Origin of the sequence: Streptomyces sp. NBC_01283 (assembly GCF_041435335.1) — a bacterium.
Classification (GTDB): Bacteria; Actinomycetota; Actinomycetes; order Streptomycetales; family Streptomycetaceae; genus Streptomyces.
The window spans coordinates 8,530,617-8,545,548 of sequence record NZ_CP108430.1 but is presented as its reverse complement, the minus strand read 5'-3'; the positions used below and the strand labels follow the sequence as shown (position 1 = coordinate 8,545,548).

Here is a 14,932-nt window from a genome sequence, read left to right as displayed (position 1 = left end):
GTTGTGGTGCTCGCCGTGGGCGTGACACACCAGTGACATACGTTGCGAAACACGGACCTCAGGTCTCGGGCCTCGGGCCTCGGCGGCCCAACGGTCAATGGCCGCCGGTGAGTTCGCCGCTGAGCTTCTCGTGGAGCTGGGCACTCGGCCTGTTCAAGCCGATGATCTCCACCGTCTTGCCGCGCTGCGCGTACTTGGTCTCGATCGCGTCGAGGGCGGCGACGGACGAGGCGTCCCAGATGTGCGCGGCCGTCAGGTCGATGACGACCTGGTCGGGATCACCGGCGTAGTCGAACCGTCCGACGAGATCGTTGGCGGAGGCGAAGAACAGCTCGCCGGTGACGGAGTAGCTCACGCTGCCACCGTCAGGGGCAGTGACGGCGGTGACCTGGGCGAAGTGGGCGACGCGCTTGGCGAAGATGACCATCGCGGTGACCGAGCCCGCGACCACGCCGACGGCGAGGTTGTGCGTGGCGACCACGCACGCCACCGTGACGACCATGACCGTGATCTCGCCGGCGGGCATCCGTCGCAGCGTCTTCGGCGCGATGGAGTGCCAGTCGAAGGTCGCGAAGCAGACCATCACCATCACGGCGACCAGCGCGGCCATGGGAATGTCGGAGACGACAGGTCCGAAGACGATGCACAGGACCATCAGGAACGCGCCCGCGAGGAAGGTCGACAGGCGGGTACGGGCGCCGGACACCTTCACGTTGATCATCGTCTGGCCGATCATGGCGCAGCCGCCCATGCCGCCGAAGAAGCCGGTGACGATGTTGGCGATGCCCTGGCCGATGGACTCACGGGTCTTCGAGGAGCGGGTGTCGGTGATGTCGTCGACGAGCTTCGCGGTCATCAGGGACTCCATCAGACCGACCAGCGCCATGGCGAGCGCGTAGGGCGCGACGGTCGTCAACGTGTCCATCGTGAACGGCACATCGGGCAGGCCCGGCACCGGCAAGGAGGACGGCAGCTCGCCCTTGTCGCCCACGGTCGGCACCGCGATTCCGGCGGCGACCGTGATCACCGTGAGGATCACGATGGACGCGAGCGGCGCCGGGATCGCCTTGGTGATCTTCGGGAAGAACACCATGAGGGCGAGCCCGCCCGCGATCAGCGGGTAGACGGGCCAGGGCACGTCGTGCATCTCGGGGACCTGTGCCATGAAGATCAGGATGGCGAGGGAGTTGACGAATCCGACCATCACGCTGCGGGGCACGAAGCGCATCAGCTTGGCGACGCCGACCGCGCCCAGGACGATCTGGAAGACCCCGGCCAGGATGACGGCGGCGACCAGATAGCCGAGGCCGTGCTCGCGGTTGAGCGGGGCGATGACCAGGGCCACGGCGCCGGTCGCCGCGGAGATCATCGCGCGGCGTCCGCCGACGATCGAGATCGTCACGGCCATGGTGCAGGAGGCGAACAGGCCGATCGCGGGGTCGACCCCGGCGATGATCGAGAAGGAGATCGCCTCGGGGATCAGCGCGAGCGCGACCACCAGACCGGCGAGCACCTCGGTGCGCCAGACCTTCGGGTCGGACAGCCAGTCGGGGCGCAGGCCACGCAGCCGGGCGGCCGGGGACAGTGCGGACGTGGACAAGAGAGGTACCTGTCGTGCTCGGGCAGCGCCTGGCGTCACCCGGGGCGTGCGGAAAAAGAAGGGGGAGGACCCCAACGTTACGGTAGAGATTGAGGGTGGCCGCGACGGCCCCGATGACTGACGGGGAAGGCCGGGCGCGTGGGCAGCGAGCACCTGCAGACCGGTGAGGTCGCCGCACGGACCGAGCTGTCGCCGCGCACGATCCGTCATTACGAGGACGTCGGCCTGGTCATCCCTTCGGCCCGTTCCCAGGGCGGCTTCCGTCTTTACACCGAGGACGACGTGGCCCGCCTGGTGGTCATCCGCCGCATGAAACCACTCGGTTTCACGCTGGACGAGATGCGCGATCTGCTCGGCACCACCGACCACCTTGAGTGCGGCGATGAGCTGGCGCCCGCGCAGCGCGAGGAGCTGGTGGCGCGGATGTGTGATGTCGCCGCCCGCCCGGCCGGCGTAGGCGCGCACCAGGTCCGTCATCAACAGGGGCTGGGGATAGACGGAATGGCGGCCCATTCCTCGTGAAGCCCGCGCGGGGCCGCTGCTCGATGAAGTCTCTGGTCGCGCCGCGGAGGGCTCGGGAGGCGAGACGAGGCCCATCCGGGAATTATGACGCGGACACGACGAACCGTGAGACCGCCCCGGGCGGTGTCCGCGGATCCGGGCGGCGGGCATCGGATGTGGTGCGACAATCTGCCCGAGACCACACCCGTGCCTGATCACCGGGTGCGTCGGTCTCGTTGCGGGAGGCGCCGGTCACGGACGTCCCCGGGGCAGCGGCGCTCCGGCGGACCGGCGGTGGGGAGGAATCCATGGTGGTGGAGTGGCGGTACATCGCCAAAGGCGTGCGGGTCGTTCCCGAACCTGTGGCCACACCCTTCATCTGGACGGGAGCGTATGCGGGCGCCTTCGTCCTGGTGACCGTGCTCGATCTGCTCGGTGCGCTCGACCGCACCGGGATCGCGCTCGCGGCTCTCTCCGTTCTGGCCGCGCTGCTCGGACTGCGGGGCCGTTTCGTCGCGGCACCGGGGACGGCCCTGTTGTGCTGGGCGCTCCTCAATGTCTTCGCCACACACCCCACCGGGGAGATCTCCTGGGCCGGGCACCGCGATCCCCAGTGGATCACGTGCCTGCTGGCCGCGGCTCTTGTCGGCACGACGGCGGGACGCGTGCTGCACGCGCGCGCCGCGTACCGCCGCATCAGCCCGTACGACGCCACGGGCTGACCCGGACACCGTCCACGTATCCCGACCGGGGCCGTCGAAATCCGTTTCCCGCGGTGCCGCGATGCTCTTACTGTGGCGCGGTGACGACTCAAGTGATCGTTCTCAACGGCGGGTCCAGCTCCGGGAAGTCCGGCATCGTGCGGTGCCTGCAGGCGGTGCTGCCGGATCCGTGGCTGGCCTTCGGCTGCGACACGCTGGTCGACGCGATGCCCGCGTCCATGCGGACCGCGTCGGAGGGAATCGAGTTCGCCGCGGACGGCGAGGTCACCGTCGGCCCCGAATTCCGGACGCTGGAAGCGGCGTGGATCGAGGGGATCGCGGCGATGGCCCGTGCCGGAGCCCGGGTCGTGGTCGACGAGGTCTTCCTCGGCGGTGCGGCGTCCCAGGCCCGGTGGCAGAAGGCACTCGGTGATCTGGGGGTGCTGTGGGTCGGCGTCCGCTGTGACAGCGCGGTCGCCGCGGGCCGGGAGACGGCGCGGGGCGACCGGATCGCAGGGATGGCCGCCTCCCAGGCCGAGATGGTCCACCGCGGCGTGCTCTACGACATGGAAGTGGACACGACGCGCACCGAATCCCTGGAGTGCGCGCGGGCCATCGCCGCCCACGTCGACTGAACGACAAGCCCTGGCGGCGGTCATGCGCCCGTAAGCGCTGCGACGACCCGTTCGGTCATGTCCTCCCGGGCGTTCAGCGGGGTGGGGGTGTACGAGAGGACGAAGCGGCGCCGCTGATCGCGCGTGGAGAAGATCCGGGTGCGGTAGCCGTACCACTCGCCTGTCTTCCCCCAGAAGGTCACGCCGTTCACCGTGGCCTTCTGCAGTCCCAGGCTGTAGCGCGCCGGGCTGCCGTCCAGCATGCGCACGTCGACGGGTGGCAGGGTGAACAGCTTCTCCATGGCGGGTGACGGCAACAGCGCGCCGCGGAACAGTGCTTCCAGGAACCGGGACAGGTCGTCGACGGTCGAGACCAGCTCGCCCTCGCCCCAACTCGACGACGGATTGCAGACGGTGACGTCCCGCAGCGATCCGTCGGACATCCGCAGATATCCGCGCACGTGGGAGCCGTGCAGCCGTACGTCGTCGCCCGGTATCACCGTCCGTGCGAGCCCCAGTGGGCGCAGCACGCGCTCGTCGATCACGTCTCCGTAGCTCCGGCCGCACAGCCGCTCGACGAGCAGAGCCAGCAGGACGTAGTTGATGCCCCGGTACTCCTGCTTGGTGCCCGGCGCGAACTTGAGCGGACTCTGGGTGACTGTCCCCACCAACTCCTCCGGCGTCCACTGGTCGAATCTGTGCCGGAGGACCTCCTCAGGAGTGTCGGTCTCAGGCAGCCCCTGGTGATCGGGCAGCCCGCTGGTGTGGTTCAGGAGCTGCGCCACGGTGATGCGGGCGGACTCCCGTGGGAGCAGTCCCGGAAGATACCGCCCGATCGCGGCGTCGAGCTCCACCCGGTGCCGGGCGGCCAGTTGCAGGACGACGCAGGCGAGGAACACCTTGGTGATGCTGCCCGCGCGGATTTTGTCGTAGGCCTTCACGGCACGGCCACTGGCGAGGTCGGCCACGCCTGCGGAGCCGTGCCACGAGCCCTCCGAACCGGCGACCCACAACTGCGAGGACGTCGCCGGTGGACGGGTGAGATCGGAGACGGCCGCCCGCAGCCTGTCCGGATCGAGCGGCGGGAGCGCGGCGTCGTCGACGGTGCCGACCGAGCCGGTGGGCTTCGCGGCTGCCCGGGCCACGGTGGCCGGTGTCGCCGCGAGAAGCGCCCCGGCCAGGGCTCCACCGACCAAGGACCGGCGCGAGGGGGGATTCGATGTCATGGAGATCATCCTGTCGAAGCCGATCCCGCCCGCCATCAGGGATCACCCCGAATCCACCCCTGACTGCCCCCTGATCGCCCCTGCAGCGCTCTCTCGAAAGGCTGAGGCTGAATGGCTACAGATGAGGCCGACGGTAAAGCTGACACTGATTCGTATTCGATCCAGGGATTCGATGCCACAGTCCCGTAAATGCCGAATGGCGTCCGAGGCACTTGATGCCTCGGACGCCATTGGGGTCAGTGGGGCGGTGAATTCACGCCCCGGCGCGGGTCAGTGGCCCGGGCCCAGACCGCCGTAGTAGCCGCCGAGCTGGTCACGGTAGGCCGGGTCGCCCAGGTGCTTCTCCTTGTCGAACTCGGGCGCGTCCTTGATCTGGTCCTTGGTGCGCGAGACCAGGATCTTCCGCGCCTCGTGGTCGATGGCGGTGACGGTGCTCGCGGGCAGCAGCACCTCCTTGCCGAAGATCCACACTCCGGTGTCGACCACGATGTACTGGTTGGCGACCTCGTTCGAGTGCTTGTCGACCTTGCCGATGTGGCCGTCCGCGGCCTCGACCTTGTAGCCCGTCAGATCGGCGTCCGGGCCGTGCCCGGCGGTGGGAGCGTAGCTCCAGATTTCGTTGCTCATCGAGAACTCCTCAATTGGTTTTCCCTGAAACGCAGGGATTCGCATAGCGGGAGGAGATGATCAACCTCCAACGCATCGGGTGCCCTGCCGGAAAGGGGCCAAACAGAAACTTCCGGCCGACTCACCAAGTCCGGTTCCGCCGTGGCTTCACCTTGATGTCACAGCAAGTCGCGGGGCACCGTTTCATTCCAGGTGCGCGAGAAAACCCTCCGGTCACCCTCGTAACCGTCCAGGGTGGCGTCCACCCGGAACTGGTCCTCGTCACAGCTGAGTACCGTGCGGGTCTCCACCCGTACGTCCCAGTCGTCGCGCCGGAAGGACATCGTCCAGGCCGACTCGCCGGTGGCGGAGGTGAAGTCCTCGGCCAGCGAGGTGTAGCGCTCATAGGCCCGGCAGCCGACGTCGAGGCCGATGTCCTCAAGACGCACCGTCCCCCGGTCCTTGACGATCTCCAGCTCCGCGGCGTAATCGACCAGATCACGCTTGACCTGCCAGCGTTCCTCGGGGGCGACCAGCCGGACGGGGCTCCTGGGCCGCGTGCCCTCCGGTTCGTCGAAGGGCTGGTCCGGCAGCGCGTCGGGCTCCGCCAGCGGGCGGACCGGGAGCGTCAGGGTGCTCGACGTCTCGTACACGGTCAGGAGCACCGGCTTGGGCGGTGGCCAGGCCAGCGGCCAGTACGAGGTGGACAGGGACACGCGGATGCGGTGACCCGGCGGGAAGGCCTGGGCGACGCCGTTGAGCGGGATGACCGCGCGGTAGCGGCGCCCGGGTTCAAGGGGACGCGGATCGCTCTGCGTCTCGCTGCGGGTGAGGTTGAGCAGGCCGTAGCTGACGCGGGTGGCGCTGCCGTCGGGAGCCACGTCGGACAGGCGGGCCGCGACCATCGCGACGGGTTCGCTGACGCTCAGGTCGAGTTCGACGCAGGGCGAGCCGAGGATCTCCGTGCGCTCGGTCAGCGGCTCGGTCTGGAAGACCAGTGAGCCGCCGTCCTCCTCACGCTGGTCGTAGGGCAGGTCGGGGGGCGCGTTGTAGGAGGCCCACTTACCGCCGAACTGGCCCACGGAGAGCGGCGACTGGACGGAGAGCCCCTCGCCCGCACCCGCTCCCTCTTCCTCCGGCCCTTCCGGGAATTCGGTGTACTCGGCGGATTCGGGAGTCGTGTGGGTCTCGGAGACCGGGTCGGATAGACCGTGCCGGGTGAGGCGCCGCACGACGGAAGTGATGTGCGGCGAGGGCCAGGACGGCTCGCCCACCCAGCGTCCAGGACGTTCCTCGTACGACGTGGAGGGCGGCACGCTGTCCTGCATCCACGTACGCAGCATCGGTCCTTCCATGACGCCGTTGTCGACGCCCTTCAGCCAGTGGTCCCACCAGCGCACCACTTCCTGGAGATAGCCGATGGCGGGGCCCGGTTCACCGAGATGCGGGAACTTGTGGGACCAGGGGCCGATCAGCCCCTTGCGCGGCACGTCCAGATTGCCCAGGAGGCGCGTCACGGCGTTCGAGTAGCCGTCCGCCCAGCCGCTCGACGCGAGGACGGGGCAGCGTACGGCCTGGTAGTCCTCGCAGACCGAGGCGTGCCGCCAGTAGTCGTCGCGCCGCTGGTGCCGGAGCCATTCGAGCACCCAGGGGCGGGTGCCCTCCATGCGCTCGTGCCACATGTCGCGCCACCGGTCCCCCACCATCGCGGGGTCGGGCGGACAGGTGCCGTAGGCGAACATCGTGCCCGCCTCGGCGAGGTTGTCCGACAGGAGCGCGCCGCCCATGTAGTGCATGTCGTCGGCGTACCGGTCGTCGGTGAAGGACGCGATGACGATGGCGCGCAGGCTCTCCGGCTGCCGCGCGGCGACCTGGAGGGCGGCGAAGGCGCCCCAGGAGATCCCCATCATGCCGGTGGTGCCGTCGCACCAGGGCTGCTCGGCAAGCCAGGCGAGGATGTCCTCGGCGTCGGTCTGTTCCTGCTCCAGGTACTCGTCCTTGAGCACCCCTTCGGAGTCGCCGGTGCCGCGCAGGTCGACGCGTACGCAGGCGTAGCCGTGCCCGGCGATGTAGGGGTGGTGGATGGAGTCGCGCTCGGCGGTCAGGTCGCGCTGCCGGTAGGGGATGTACTCCAGGATCGCGGGGACGGGGTCCTGGTCGGAGGACGTCGGCCGCCAGATGCGGGCCGCGAGGCGGGTTCCGTCCGCCGCGGGGATGGAGACGTTCTCCTCTTCCTTTGTCTCGTACGGAAGGTCGCTCACATAGCGCAAGCCGGTTCGCTCCTTCGTGTTGCGGCGGTGCTTGGTTCAGTCGTTCTTCGTGTCGCGGCTGCCCGGTTCGGCCTCGTCGAAGGTGAGGCCCAGGGCCGCCACGCACTGGTCGTACTTGGCCCGCATGTCGTCCTCGTTCTCCCCTCCCGTGAAGATGTGGGCCAACTCGTAGCTGTAGCTGTCCTGGTCGCACACGTCCGACAGGCGCTGCCCCTCCTCGACGAGCACGTCGATGCGCACTCCGGGGATGCGGCGCTCGATGCTCTCGATGTCCTTGCGGGAGGGAACATCGTGGACGGTGGCGTCGGCGAACCAGCGGTAGTACCACTTGGCCGCCGTGTCGTACCCGCCCTGTCGGTGCGGCAGTGCGGGATCCCTTCCCAGTGCGAGGCTCAGCATGCAGTGGTGGTTGGGCACACCGTCCACGTATTCGAACATCTCCGCGTGGGACTGGGAGTGGCGCGGGTTGATCTCCAGCAGGTTGAGCTCGTCGGACCGTGGATCGTAGAAGTACTCGATGCTGAAGGTCGCCGCGTCCATGCCGATCTGCCGCATCACCCGCTCCGATACGTCGCGCAGCCGCTCAAGGACGGGCTCGGGGAGCCGGGACGGGTACTGGTGGCGCAGGAAGCACGACGAGTCGGGGTACTGGATCGAGTCGAGGATGCCGTAGACGGTGACCTGGCCCTCGTGGACGTAGCCCTCGACCGCGACCTGGATGCCGTTCAGCGCGCCTTCGGCCAGGCACACCTGCCCGCCGACGTCGGCCATCTCCGGGGGCAGCTCGACGCGGGCGAGTATGTCCTCGAACGGCCGCCCGATGCGCCCCATCCCCTCGCGGATGCGGTCGGCGGCCTCCGTGAACTCGGTCTGGTCCCCGACGCCGTAGGCGAGCTCCGATGAGTAGGACAGCGCCGGCTTGAGCCACATCGGGAAGTCCATGCCCTCGGGCGGCTTGGGATCGGCGCTCTCCATGTCGACGCGGCCGAACGGCGGATGCGCGTCGGTGACCCTCTGCTGCTCAAGCCGGCTCCAGTACTTGTGCTCGCACTTGACCACGGAGTCCAGACTGGTGCTGCGCGTCCCGTAGCGCTCGCTGAGGATCGGCACGAGCGTGCTGACGGGGAAGTCCCAATAGCCGACGATCGCGTCGATGTGGCCGTCGAACGCGTCGAGGATCCGCTCGGCCTCGGCGAGCAGCCCGGGGACCGACACCTCCCCGCTCTGCAGTTCGTCGACGGTGAGCAGGGGGTGGAAGACGTACTCCTGCGCGTTCGGCACGGCGCGCAGCGTCGGCAGATTGGTCTCGTCGAGGCCGAGAACGAAGATGTTGTACGGCATGGCGCCCTTTCGTTGGTTGGGGTGCCGACAGCTGTTCCGCTGGTGTGGCAGGCATGCCGCGTACCCACGCCGCGGTGGCGCAATCAGCGCCCCTCCGCGCCCCGGCGCCGCTCCCACGCCCGGCGGCCGCCCCACGTGTGCGTCACCGTTCGCAGGGCACCAGGGACGGACGACAGTCGCGGGAGCGAGCCCCGAGCACCAAAGGAACCCATGAGGCCAGAGAGGCAGGCAGTCGGTCCGGCACGTCACTGTGCGTCATCACCCGAGTGGTGGCGGGCGCGGGAACAGCGGAGGGTGGTGGGAGGGCGGAGCAAGGAGGGATTTCGCCCGGCCGGCCCCCGAGACGACCGGAGGAGCGTGATGATCGCCGATACGACCGCAGGTGCGGCCCCGGGACATCTGCTGACCCTTCCCGGGGTCTACGCGCCGCAGGACGACACGGGTCTCCTCGCCCGCGCACTGTGCCGCGAGGACATCGGTCCGGGCACGGATGTACTGGACCTCGGCACCGGCAGCGGTGCGCTGGCCGTCCACGCGGCGCGGCTCGGTGCCCACGTGACGGCGGTGGACATCGCCTGGCGTGCCGTCCTGACCGCCCGCCTCAACGCACTGGCGGCGCGGCAGCGCATCACGGTCCTGCGGGGCGACCTCACGGCCGCCGTTCCCGGGCGGTCCTACGACGTGGTGACGAGCAACCCTCCGTACGTTCCCTCCCCTTCCCGCCACCTGCCACGGCGCGGTCCGGCGCGGTCCTGGGATGCCGGGCAGGACGGCCGCGCGGTGGTCGACCGGATCTGTGACGCGGCTCCACGAGCACTGCGCCCCGGGGGCGTGTTGCTCATGGTCCACTCGGCTCTGTGCGGGACCGATGACACGTTGCGGCGCCTGTCGAAGGCGGGCCTGGAGACCTCGGTCGCCGACCGCACCGTGATTCCGTTCGGTCCGGTCCTACGCTCGAGGCTGGCCTTCTTGCGCCGGCAAGGGCTCATCGAGGGCGACAAGGACATGGAAGAACTGGTGGTCATCCGTGCCGAACGCACCTGAACCCACGCCGAACGCACTTGACCCCGCGCCGACCACACGGGACCAGCGGCCCCGCCGCGTCACCATCGACCCGGAGGGCCCGCTGCTCGTCGAGGGCCCCGTCGAGGTGGTCGCGGACGACGGCAGCGTCATCGCTTCCCGACGTTTCACCGCCGCGATCTGCACCTGCCGCCGCAGCCGGACCTACCCGTGGTGCGACACCAGCCACCGCCGCCGCGTACAGGCCGATGACGAGACCTCGCCCGAACACGCCGACCCGCATACCGACACCGAGGATGCCGAGAACACGACGGGGGATGAAGCACCCGATGTCCGTTGAAAGCGCCGCGAAGGCCGAGCACGCCGAGGACACAGAGAACGCCGAGAGCGCCAGGAGCCAGGCCGCCCCCGGCGGTGTCCGCGAGTCGCGCCGGGCGAGCCCCGCCCTGCCCGAGCCCCGCGGCCCGCTGTCCCGCCTCGTGATCAGCACGCTGCGTTCCGGCGGGAGTCCCGGTCCGCTCCCCCTCGACACGCATGACGCCGACCCCTACGGGGACGATCTCCAGCTCGCCCTCTACACCCTCTACGAGCTGCACTACCAGGGCTTCGACGGCGTCCGTGACGACCTCGAATGGGATCCCGAGCTGCTGGGCCTGCGCCGCGCGCTCGAAGGGCGCTTCCTGGGTGCCCTGCGCGCCAACTGCCGTTCCACGGACAGTGCCGAACGCGCCCTGGCCGACCTCCTGGTGGAGCCCATCGGCCACAGCCCCGCCAGTGTCAGCCACCATCTCCAGCGCGACGGCGAACTGTGGCAGCTGCGGGAGTACGCGGCGGCACGCTCGCTGTACCACCTCAAGGAGGCCGACCCGCACGCCTGGGTCATCCCCCGGCTGCACGGCCGGGCCAAGGCGGGCATGGTGGCCGTCGAGTTCGACGAGTTCGGTGCCGGACGCGCCGAGGACATCCACGCCCGGCTCTTCGCCGACCTGATGGAGGACCTCTCGCTGGAGACGGCGTACGGGCACTACCTGGACGCCGCCCCGGGCGAGGTGCTCGCGACGGTCAATCTGATGTCCCTGCTCGGCCTGCACCGGGCGCTGCGCGGCGCGCTCGTCGGGCACTTCGCCGCCGTGGAGGTGACCTCGTCCCCCGGCTCACGGCGCCTTGCCAAGGCCATGCGCAGGTGCGGCGCGGGGCGGGCGGCCGAGCGGTTCTACGACGAGCACGTGGAGGCCGACGCGGTCCATGAGCAGGTGGTGCGCCGTGACGTGATCGGCGGCCTCCTCGCCGGCGAACCCGGCCTGGAGTCCGACGTGGTCTTCGGCATCGAGGCCACGGGCTTCCTCGAGGACCGCCTGGGCGCACGGCTCCTGGCCGCGTGGCGCGACGAACGCAGCGCTCTGCGCACTCCGTTGACGGCAGTCGGCTGACCCAGGAGGACGACGGCGGGGGTTACCTCCCGCGGCCGGTCGTGGTCTCCCCGCACACTCTGCCGATCTGGGTCAGCGCCTCCCGCAGGCTGGTGGGCCGCAGCGCGCCGCGCACCGCAGGACCTGCCCACCCGGGCCCGCCGAGCATGACCACGGGACGGCCGCGGGCACCGCGCACCCCCCACCGGGTATCGGCGATGTGCCGGGCCAGCGGGACGCTCGCGGTGGAGCGGGCCTGTGCCCACAGCACGACGACGGGCGGGCCGGTCCTGCGCACGGCGGCCGCGACCGCCTCGACCGGCACGGCCGCGCCGAACATGCGCTGCGGGAAGCCCAGTTCGCCCAGCGCCGCGCTGAGCGCCTCCAGCGGGAGTGAGTGCTGTTCACCCGGTACGCAGGCCAGCACGAGGGGTGTGTTCGCGGCGGGCGAGCTCGGCGGGGCCTCGGCGACCGGGGCCGTGGCGCAGCGGTGCAGGGTGCGGGAGACGTGCCAGGACAGCAGGTGCTCGACCTCCACGTAACGGTCGCCGGCCTCTTCCCATTTGCGACCCACCGCGTGCAGCGTCGGCACCATCACCTCCTGCCACGCGGTGATCAGACTGTGGCTCGCCACGGCGTCGTCCAACAGGTCCTGCACGGCGGGCGCGTCGAGCCGTACGGCGGCGCGCGAGAGACCGCGCCGCCGGCGGACGAACGTGTCGGGTGACGGCGTCGCGGCGGGGCGTGCGGGCCGTCGCTGTCGCGGCACGCCGGCCCGCACGGGAGCGGGCTCGGCTCCGGTGTCCGGGGCGAGGCCGGCGCCGCTGCCGGATTCGAGCAGCTTGAGCGCCGCTCGGGCGGCCTCGGCCGGGGGCACCCCGGAGGAGGTGAGGCGGCCCATCTCCTCCACCATGGCGACGTCCCGCTCCGACCAGCGGCGGTGGTGACCGGCATCGCGCCGGGCGGGGCCCAGGCCGTACCTGCGGTCCCAGGTCCGCAACGTCGTCGGTGACACCCCCAGCCGCCGTGCCAGGGCACCGGTGGTGAGTCCGGTGCGGGCCGACTCGCTGTCCTGACCGCGGTGTTGCCCCTCGCTCATCCGGCCACGATACGACGCACAACCGATGCGAGTTGCCGTGCGTGAGCGGCTGTTCCCAGGATGACCGGATCGCGGCCACGACGACGGCGCGACTGCCCGTTTCCCTTCGGTCGTACGGCGATTGTGATCGCCAGAGGAGCTGACGAAGCGTCGATGAGCACACTGGTGCGACAGCCGGTGCGTTCCCCGGTCGGGGAGCGGGCCACGGATCTGGCCAGGGGCCTCGCCGGTGGAGACGAAGCGAGCCTCGCCGCGGTCTACCGCAGGTGGGGGCCGCTGGTGCATGCCCTGGCGCAGCGTGCGCTCGGCGACAGCCGTGACGCGGAGGACATCACGCAGCAGGTGTTCCTCGCCGCGTGGCGCGGCCGGGCGGGCTACCGTCCTGAACTCGGCAGTCTGGCGGGCTGGCTGACGGGCATCACGCGGCACAGGATCGCGGACGCGCTCAACGCGCGCACCCGGCGTGCGGCGCTCGTCGAGGGCGCGCAGGCGCAGTACACCGCCCTGGATCACCGCGCCCAGGCCGACATGGACTCGACGGTCGTCGACCGGACTCTGCTGGCGGAGGAGTTGGCGAGGCTGCCGGTGCCCCAGCGGACGGTGCTGCGCCTTTCGTTCTACGAGGACCTGACCCATCCGCAGATCGCCGCGCGGACCGGGTGGCCGCTGGGCACGGTCAAGAGCCATGCCCGGCGCGGCATCCACAGTCTGCGCGTCCGCCTGGAGGACGGAGGGGAAGACCGCTGAGAAATCTCGGGCTCCGGTGCATCCAGGCACCCGGCTACGACGGAAGCAGGTAGTAGGTCGTTGAGCCTGAGGTCGGCAGGATCGCCCAGACCCTGCATCCTGTTCGGCCTCAGCGGAGTCGGTGCCGCTGAGGCTGTCGCCGTCACCCCCGAGACGGCGGCCGAACGGGCTGTGGGCGGCGCATGTGTCGGTGGCGCCGCCCACAGCCGTCGCTCGCTGCTCCCTGCTCACCCCTCGCCGCTCAGGCGGCGTACCCCTTCGGCGGGATCAGGGTGGCGAGCTGGTCGAAGGAGAGCCAGTAGATCTGGTTGCCGCCGAACGACGCGGGGTCGGCGATGAGGACGGTGCGGTTCGCGTCGTCGTAGCCGATGACCGTGAAGTAGTGGTAGATCGTCTGGTCCGACGGGTAGCCGGGCGGCTGGTTGCCGGGCGGGGCCACGATGTTGGTCACCAGCGGGTAATTGTTGTCGATGTCCAGGACGATGTCGTTCCACAGCAGGTCCTTCTGGGCCTGGGTGGGCGGGTCGTTCGGCATCTCCTTGGTCTCGTACCAGCCGGTGCCGAGGTTGGCGTTGAGCACGCCGGTCACCTGGCTGATGTGATCCGTGCCGGCCTCGGTGGTGCCGAGCTGCGCGGCCAGAGAGCCTTGGCTCGGCGGGGCGATCCGTGCGGACAGGGCGATACGGGTGGCAGCGGGACCGCACCAGTAGCCGGTCTCCTGGACCTGGTAGTCGACCGGGAGCGTGTGTGCGCTCCCGGTCCGCGCACCGCCGACGCGGAGCCTGGTGCCGGGCTCGTTCTGTCCGCTGACGACGGCGGTCCCGGCCTTCGAGCCGTGACCGAGCACCGCTATGCCGTGCGGGCGGGCGGGGTCCGCCTGGGCGGCGGCCGGGGTGACGAGGGCACCGACCGCCGCCACGGCGATCGCGGTGGAGACAAGTCTCTTGCGCATACGGGCTCCTGGTGATGTGAGGGAAGTGTTCAGGGGTGTGCGAGAGGCGAGGCTTCCTGGTGTCTCTAGTGGGCCCCGTGGGGGTCAGGGGATCGGCGGGACCGTGGGCCCCTCTTGGGCGAGCAGGTCGCGGGCGAACTGCTCCCACTGCGCGTAGCGGTCGGGAAAGGCGGACACCTGGACGGCCTGGCAGACGTCGCCCGGGGGCATGGTCTGCCAGCCGTCGATCTGGATCAGCCCCGGGTTGCTGCCGAAGGGGGCCACTCCGTAGAAGGACTTGGATGAAGTGGCGACATCGGTGATCTGCTCCGGGGTGCCCCAGCCGGTGCTCGGGCGCTGCTGGAAGATCCCCAGGGAGTCGTGGTCCACCGGCGTCAGGTAATTGACGAACTTGGACTCCTGCATGGCGGTCATCAGCGCGATGACCACGCCCTGTTCGGGGATCTGCGCACCCTTGCCGACGCCGATGACGGTGCGTGCGTTGGCGAGTTCCTCGGGCCCGAGGTCGGCGGCCGTACGGAAGGTCCGGTGCAGTTCGGTGTCGGGCGCCTGCTGCAGGGCTCTGGCGGTCGGGCCGTCGACGGAGCCGGTCCGGGGCAGGCCGTGGCGCTCCTGGAACCATTCCAGACCGTGCCCGGCGGACACCTCGGAAGTCTCTGAAGCCGTGGGGGGCTCGGAAGCCTGAGCGATGCCGGGCACGGCACCCAGGGTGCAGGCCACGGCGAGCGAGGCGGCCACGGCCGCGCGGCGGGTGAGAGTACGAGTAGTGCGCAACGCCACTCCTTCATCGGATCGTCGATGCGTCCCCAGGAATCGCGCCGTGCGCGGGAGTTCGCACGTGGA

At 70.1% G+C, this 14,932-nt stretch carries 15 protein-coding genes; 7 read left to right on the top strand and 8 right to left on the bottom strand.

Features of this window, described 5'->3' with window-relative positions:
* Positions 1 to 94: 94 nt before the first annotated feature.
* Positions 95 to 1,600, bottom strand: a complete 1,506-nt coding sequence (locus tag OG302_RS38645; protein ID WP_371749412.1) for a SulP family inorganic anion transporter — start codon at positions 1,598 to 1,600, stop codon at positions 95 to 97.
* A gap of 138 nt (positions 1,601 to 1,738) precedes the next feature.
* Here OG302_RS38645 and OG302_RS38640 point away from each other — a divergent pair, with 138 nt between their 5' ends.
* From OG302_RS38640 to cpt, 3 genes are all read left to right on the top strand, one after another.
* Entirely contained in the window at positions 1,739 to 2,122 is a 384-nt protein-coding gene (locus OG302_RS38640; protein ID WP_371749411.1) for a MerR family transcriptional regulator, read from the top strand.
* A 287-nt stretch (positions 2,123 to 2,409) separates the two neighbouring features.
* Entirely contained in the window at positions 2,410 to 2,823 is a 414-nt protein-coding gene (locus OG302_RS38635; RefSeq protein WP_371749410.1) for a hypothetical protein, read from the top strand.
* Positions 2,824 to 2,903: 80 nt separating this feature from the next.
* A complete protein-coding gene (cpt, locus tag OG302_RS38630; RefSeq protein ID WP_371749409.1) occupies positions 2,904 to 3,437 on the top strand; it encodes a chloramphenicol phosphotransferase CPT in 534 nt (177 codons plus the stop codon).
* A gap of 20 nt (positions 3,438 to 3,457) precedes the next feature.
* Here the strand turns inward: cpt and OG302_RS38625 are convergent, their stop codons facing one another.
* The 4 genes from OG302_RS38625 to OG302_RS38610 all read right to left on the bottom strand — a co-directional run bounded on the left by OG302_RS38625 (position 3,458) and on the right by OG302_RS38610 (position 8,859).
* Positions 3,458 to 4,642 carry a serine hydrolase domain-containing protein gene (locus tag OG302_RS38625; RefSeq protein WP_371749408.1) on the bottom strand — a complete coding sequence of 395 codons (1,185 nt, stop codon included), beginning with the start codon at positions 4,640 to 4,642 and terminating at the stop codon, positions 3,458 to 3,460.
* 270 nt (positions 4,643 to 4,912) lie between these two features.
* Positions 4,913 to 5,269, bottom strand: coding sequence for a PRC-barrel domain-containing protein (locus tag OG302_RS38620; RefSeq protein WP_361839446.1), 357 nt, complete (start codon positions 5,267 to 5,269; stop codon positions 4,913 to 4,915).
* A 158-nt stretch (positions 5,270 to 5,427) separates the two neighbouring features.
* Entirely contained in the window at positions 5,428 to 7,518 is a 2,091-nt protein-coding gene (locus OG302_RS38615; RefSeq protein WP_371749407.1) for a CocE/NonD family hydrolase, read from the bottom strand.
* A 36-nt stretch (positions 7,519 to 7,554) separates the two neighbouring features.
* Entirely contained in the window at positions 7,555 to 8,859 is a 1,305-nt protein-coding gene (locus tag OG302_RS38610) for an acetyl-CoA carboxylase biotin carboxylase subunit family protein (protein WP_371749406.1), read from the bottom strand.
* A 360-nt stretch (positions 8,860 to 9,219) separates the two neighbouring features.
* On the opposite strand from OG302_RS38610, the gene OG302_RS38605 reads away from it, so the two are divergent.
* The 3 genes from OG302_RS38605 (at position 9,220) to OG302_RS38595 (ending at position 11,312) form a co-directional block, all read left to right on the top strand.
* On the top strand, positions 9,220 to 9,903 hold the full coding sequence (locus tag OG302_RS38605; RefSeq protein WP_371749405.1) for a HemK2/MTQ2 family protein methyltransferase: 684 nt from the start codon (positions 9,220 to 9,222) through the stop codon (positions 9,901 to 9,903).
* Positions 9,904 to 9,967: 64 nt separating this feature from the next.
* Positions 9,968 to 10,222 (top strand): CDGSH iron-sulfur domain-containing protein, encoded by a 255-nt coding sequence (locus tag OG302_RS38600; RefSeq protein ID WP_371750362.1) that lies wholly within the window; start codon positions 9,968 to 9,970, stop codon positions 10,220 to 10,222.
* On the top strand, positions 10,212 to 11,312 hold the full coding sequence (locus tag OG302_RS38595) for an iron-containing redox enzyme family protein (RefSeq protein ID WP_371749404.1): 1,101 nt from the start codon (positions 10,212 to 10,214) through the stop codon (positions 11,310 to 11,312). Before OG302_RS38600 ends, OG302_RS38595 begins: the two co-directional genes overlap by 11 nt.
* Before the next feature lie 22 nt (positions 11,313 to 11,334).
* Here the strand turns inward: OG302_RS38595 and OG302_RS38590 are convergent, their stop codons facing one another.
* Positions 11,335 to 12,390, bottom strand: coding sequence for a MerR family transcriptional regulator (locus tag OG302_RS38590; RefSeq protein WP_371749403.1), 1,056 nt, complete (start codon positions 12,388 to 12,390; stop codon positions 11,335 to 11,337).
* A gap of 153 nt (positions 12,391 to 12,543) precedes the next feature.
* On the opposite strand from OG302_RS38590, the gene OG302_RS38585 reads away from it, so the two are divergent.
* Positions 12,544 to 13,137, top strand: a complete 594-nt coding sequence (locus tag OG302_RS38585; protein WP_371749402.1) for a sigma-70 family RNA polymerase sigma factor — start codon at positions 12,544 to 12,546, stop codon at positions 13,135 to 13,137.
* A gap of 241 nt (positions 13,138 to 13,378) precedes the next feature.
* On the opposite strand, the gene OG302_RS38580 is transcribed toward OG302_RS38585, so the two are convergent.
* The gene (locus tag OG302_RS38580; protein WP_371749401.1) at positions 13,379 to 14,089 is read right to left on the bottom strand and encodes a C39 family peptidase; all 711 of its coding nucleotides are present in this window, start codon (positions 14,087 to 14,089) and stop codon (positions 13,379 to 13,381) included.
* A gap of 84 nt (positions 14,090 to 14,173) precedes the next feature.
* Positions 14,174 to 14,863, bottom strand: a complete 690-nt coding sequence (locus OG302_RS38575) for a peptidoglycan-binding protein (protein ID WP_371749400.1) — start codon at positions 14,861 to 14,863, stop codon at positions 14,174 to 14,176.
* Between the last annotated feature and the right edge of the window lie 69 nt (positions 14,864 to 14,932).

What these genes read in the sequence shown, in the direction of transcription:
- OG302_RS38635 (WP_371749410.1), top strand. Translation starts at nt 2,410, where the DNA reads ATGGTGGTGGAGTGGCGGTACATCGCCAAAGGCGTGCGGGTCGTTCCC.
- OG302_RS38585 (WP_371749402.1), top strand. Translation starts at nt 12,544, where the DNA reads ATGAGCACACTGGTGCGACAGCCGGTGCGTTCCCCGGTCGGGGAGCGG.
- OG302_RS38590 (WP_371749403.1), bottom strand. Translation starts at nt 12,390, where the DNA reads ATGAGCGAGGGGCAACACCGCGGTCAGGACAGCGAGTCGGCCCGCACC.
- OG302_RS38595 (WP_371749404.1), top strand. Translation starts at nt 10,212, where the DNA reads ATGTCCGTTGAAAGCGCCGCGAAGGCCGAGCACGCCGAGGACACAGAG.
- OG302_RS38580 (WP_371749401.1), bottom strand. Translation starts at nt 14,089, where the DNA reads ATGCGCAAGAGACTTGTCTCCACCGCGATCGCCGTGGCGGCGGTCGGT.
- OG302_RS38610 (WP_371749406.1), bottom strand. Translation starts at nt 8,859, where the DNA reads ATGCCGTACAACATCTTCGTTCTCGGCCTCGACGAGACCAATCTGCCG.
- OG302_RS38625 (WP_371749408.1), bottom strand. Translation starts at nt 4,642, where the DNA reads ATGACATCGAATCCCCCCTCGCGCCGGTCCTTGGTCGGTGGAGCCCTG.
- OG302_RS38620 (WP_361839446.1), bottom strand. Translation starts at nt 5,269, where the DNA reads ATGAGCAACGAAATCTGGAGCTACGCTCCCACCGCCGGGCACGGCCCG.
- OG302_RS38605 (WP_371749405.1), top strand. Translation starts at nt 9,220, where the DNA reads ATGATCGCCGATACGACCGCAGGTGCGGCCCCGGGACATCTGCTGACC.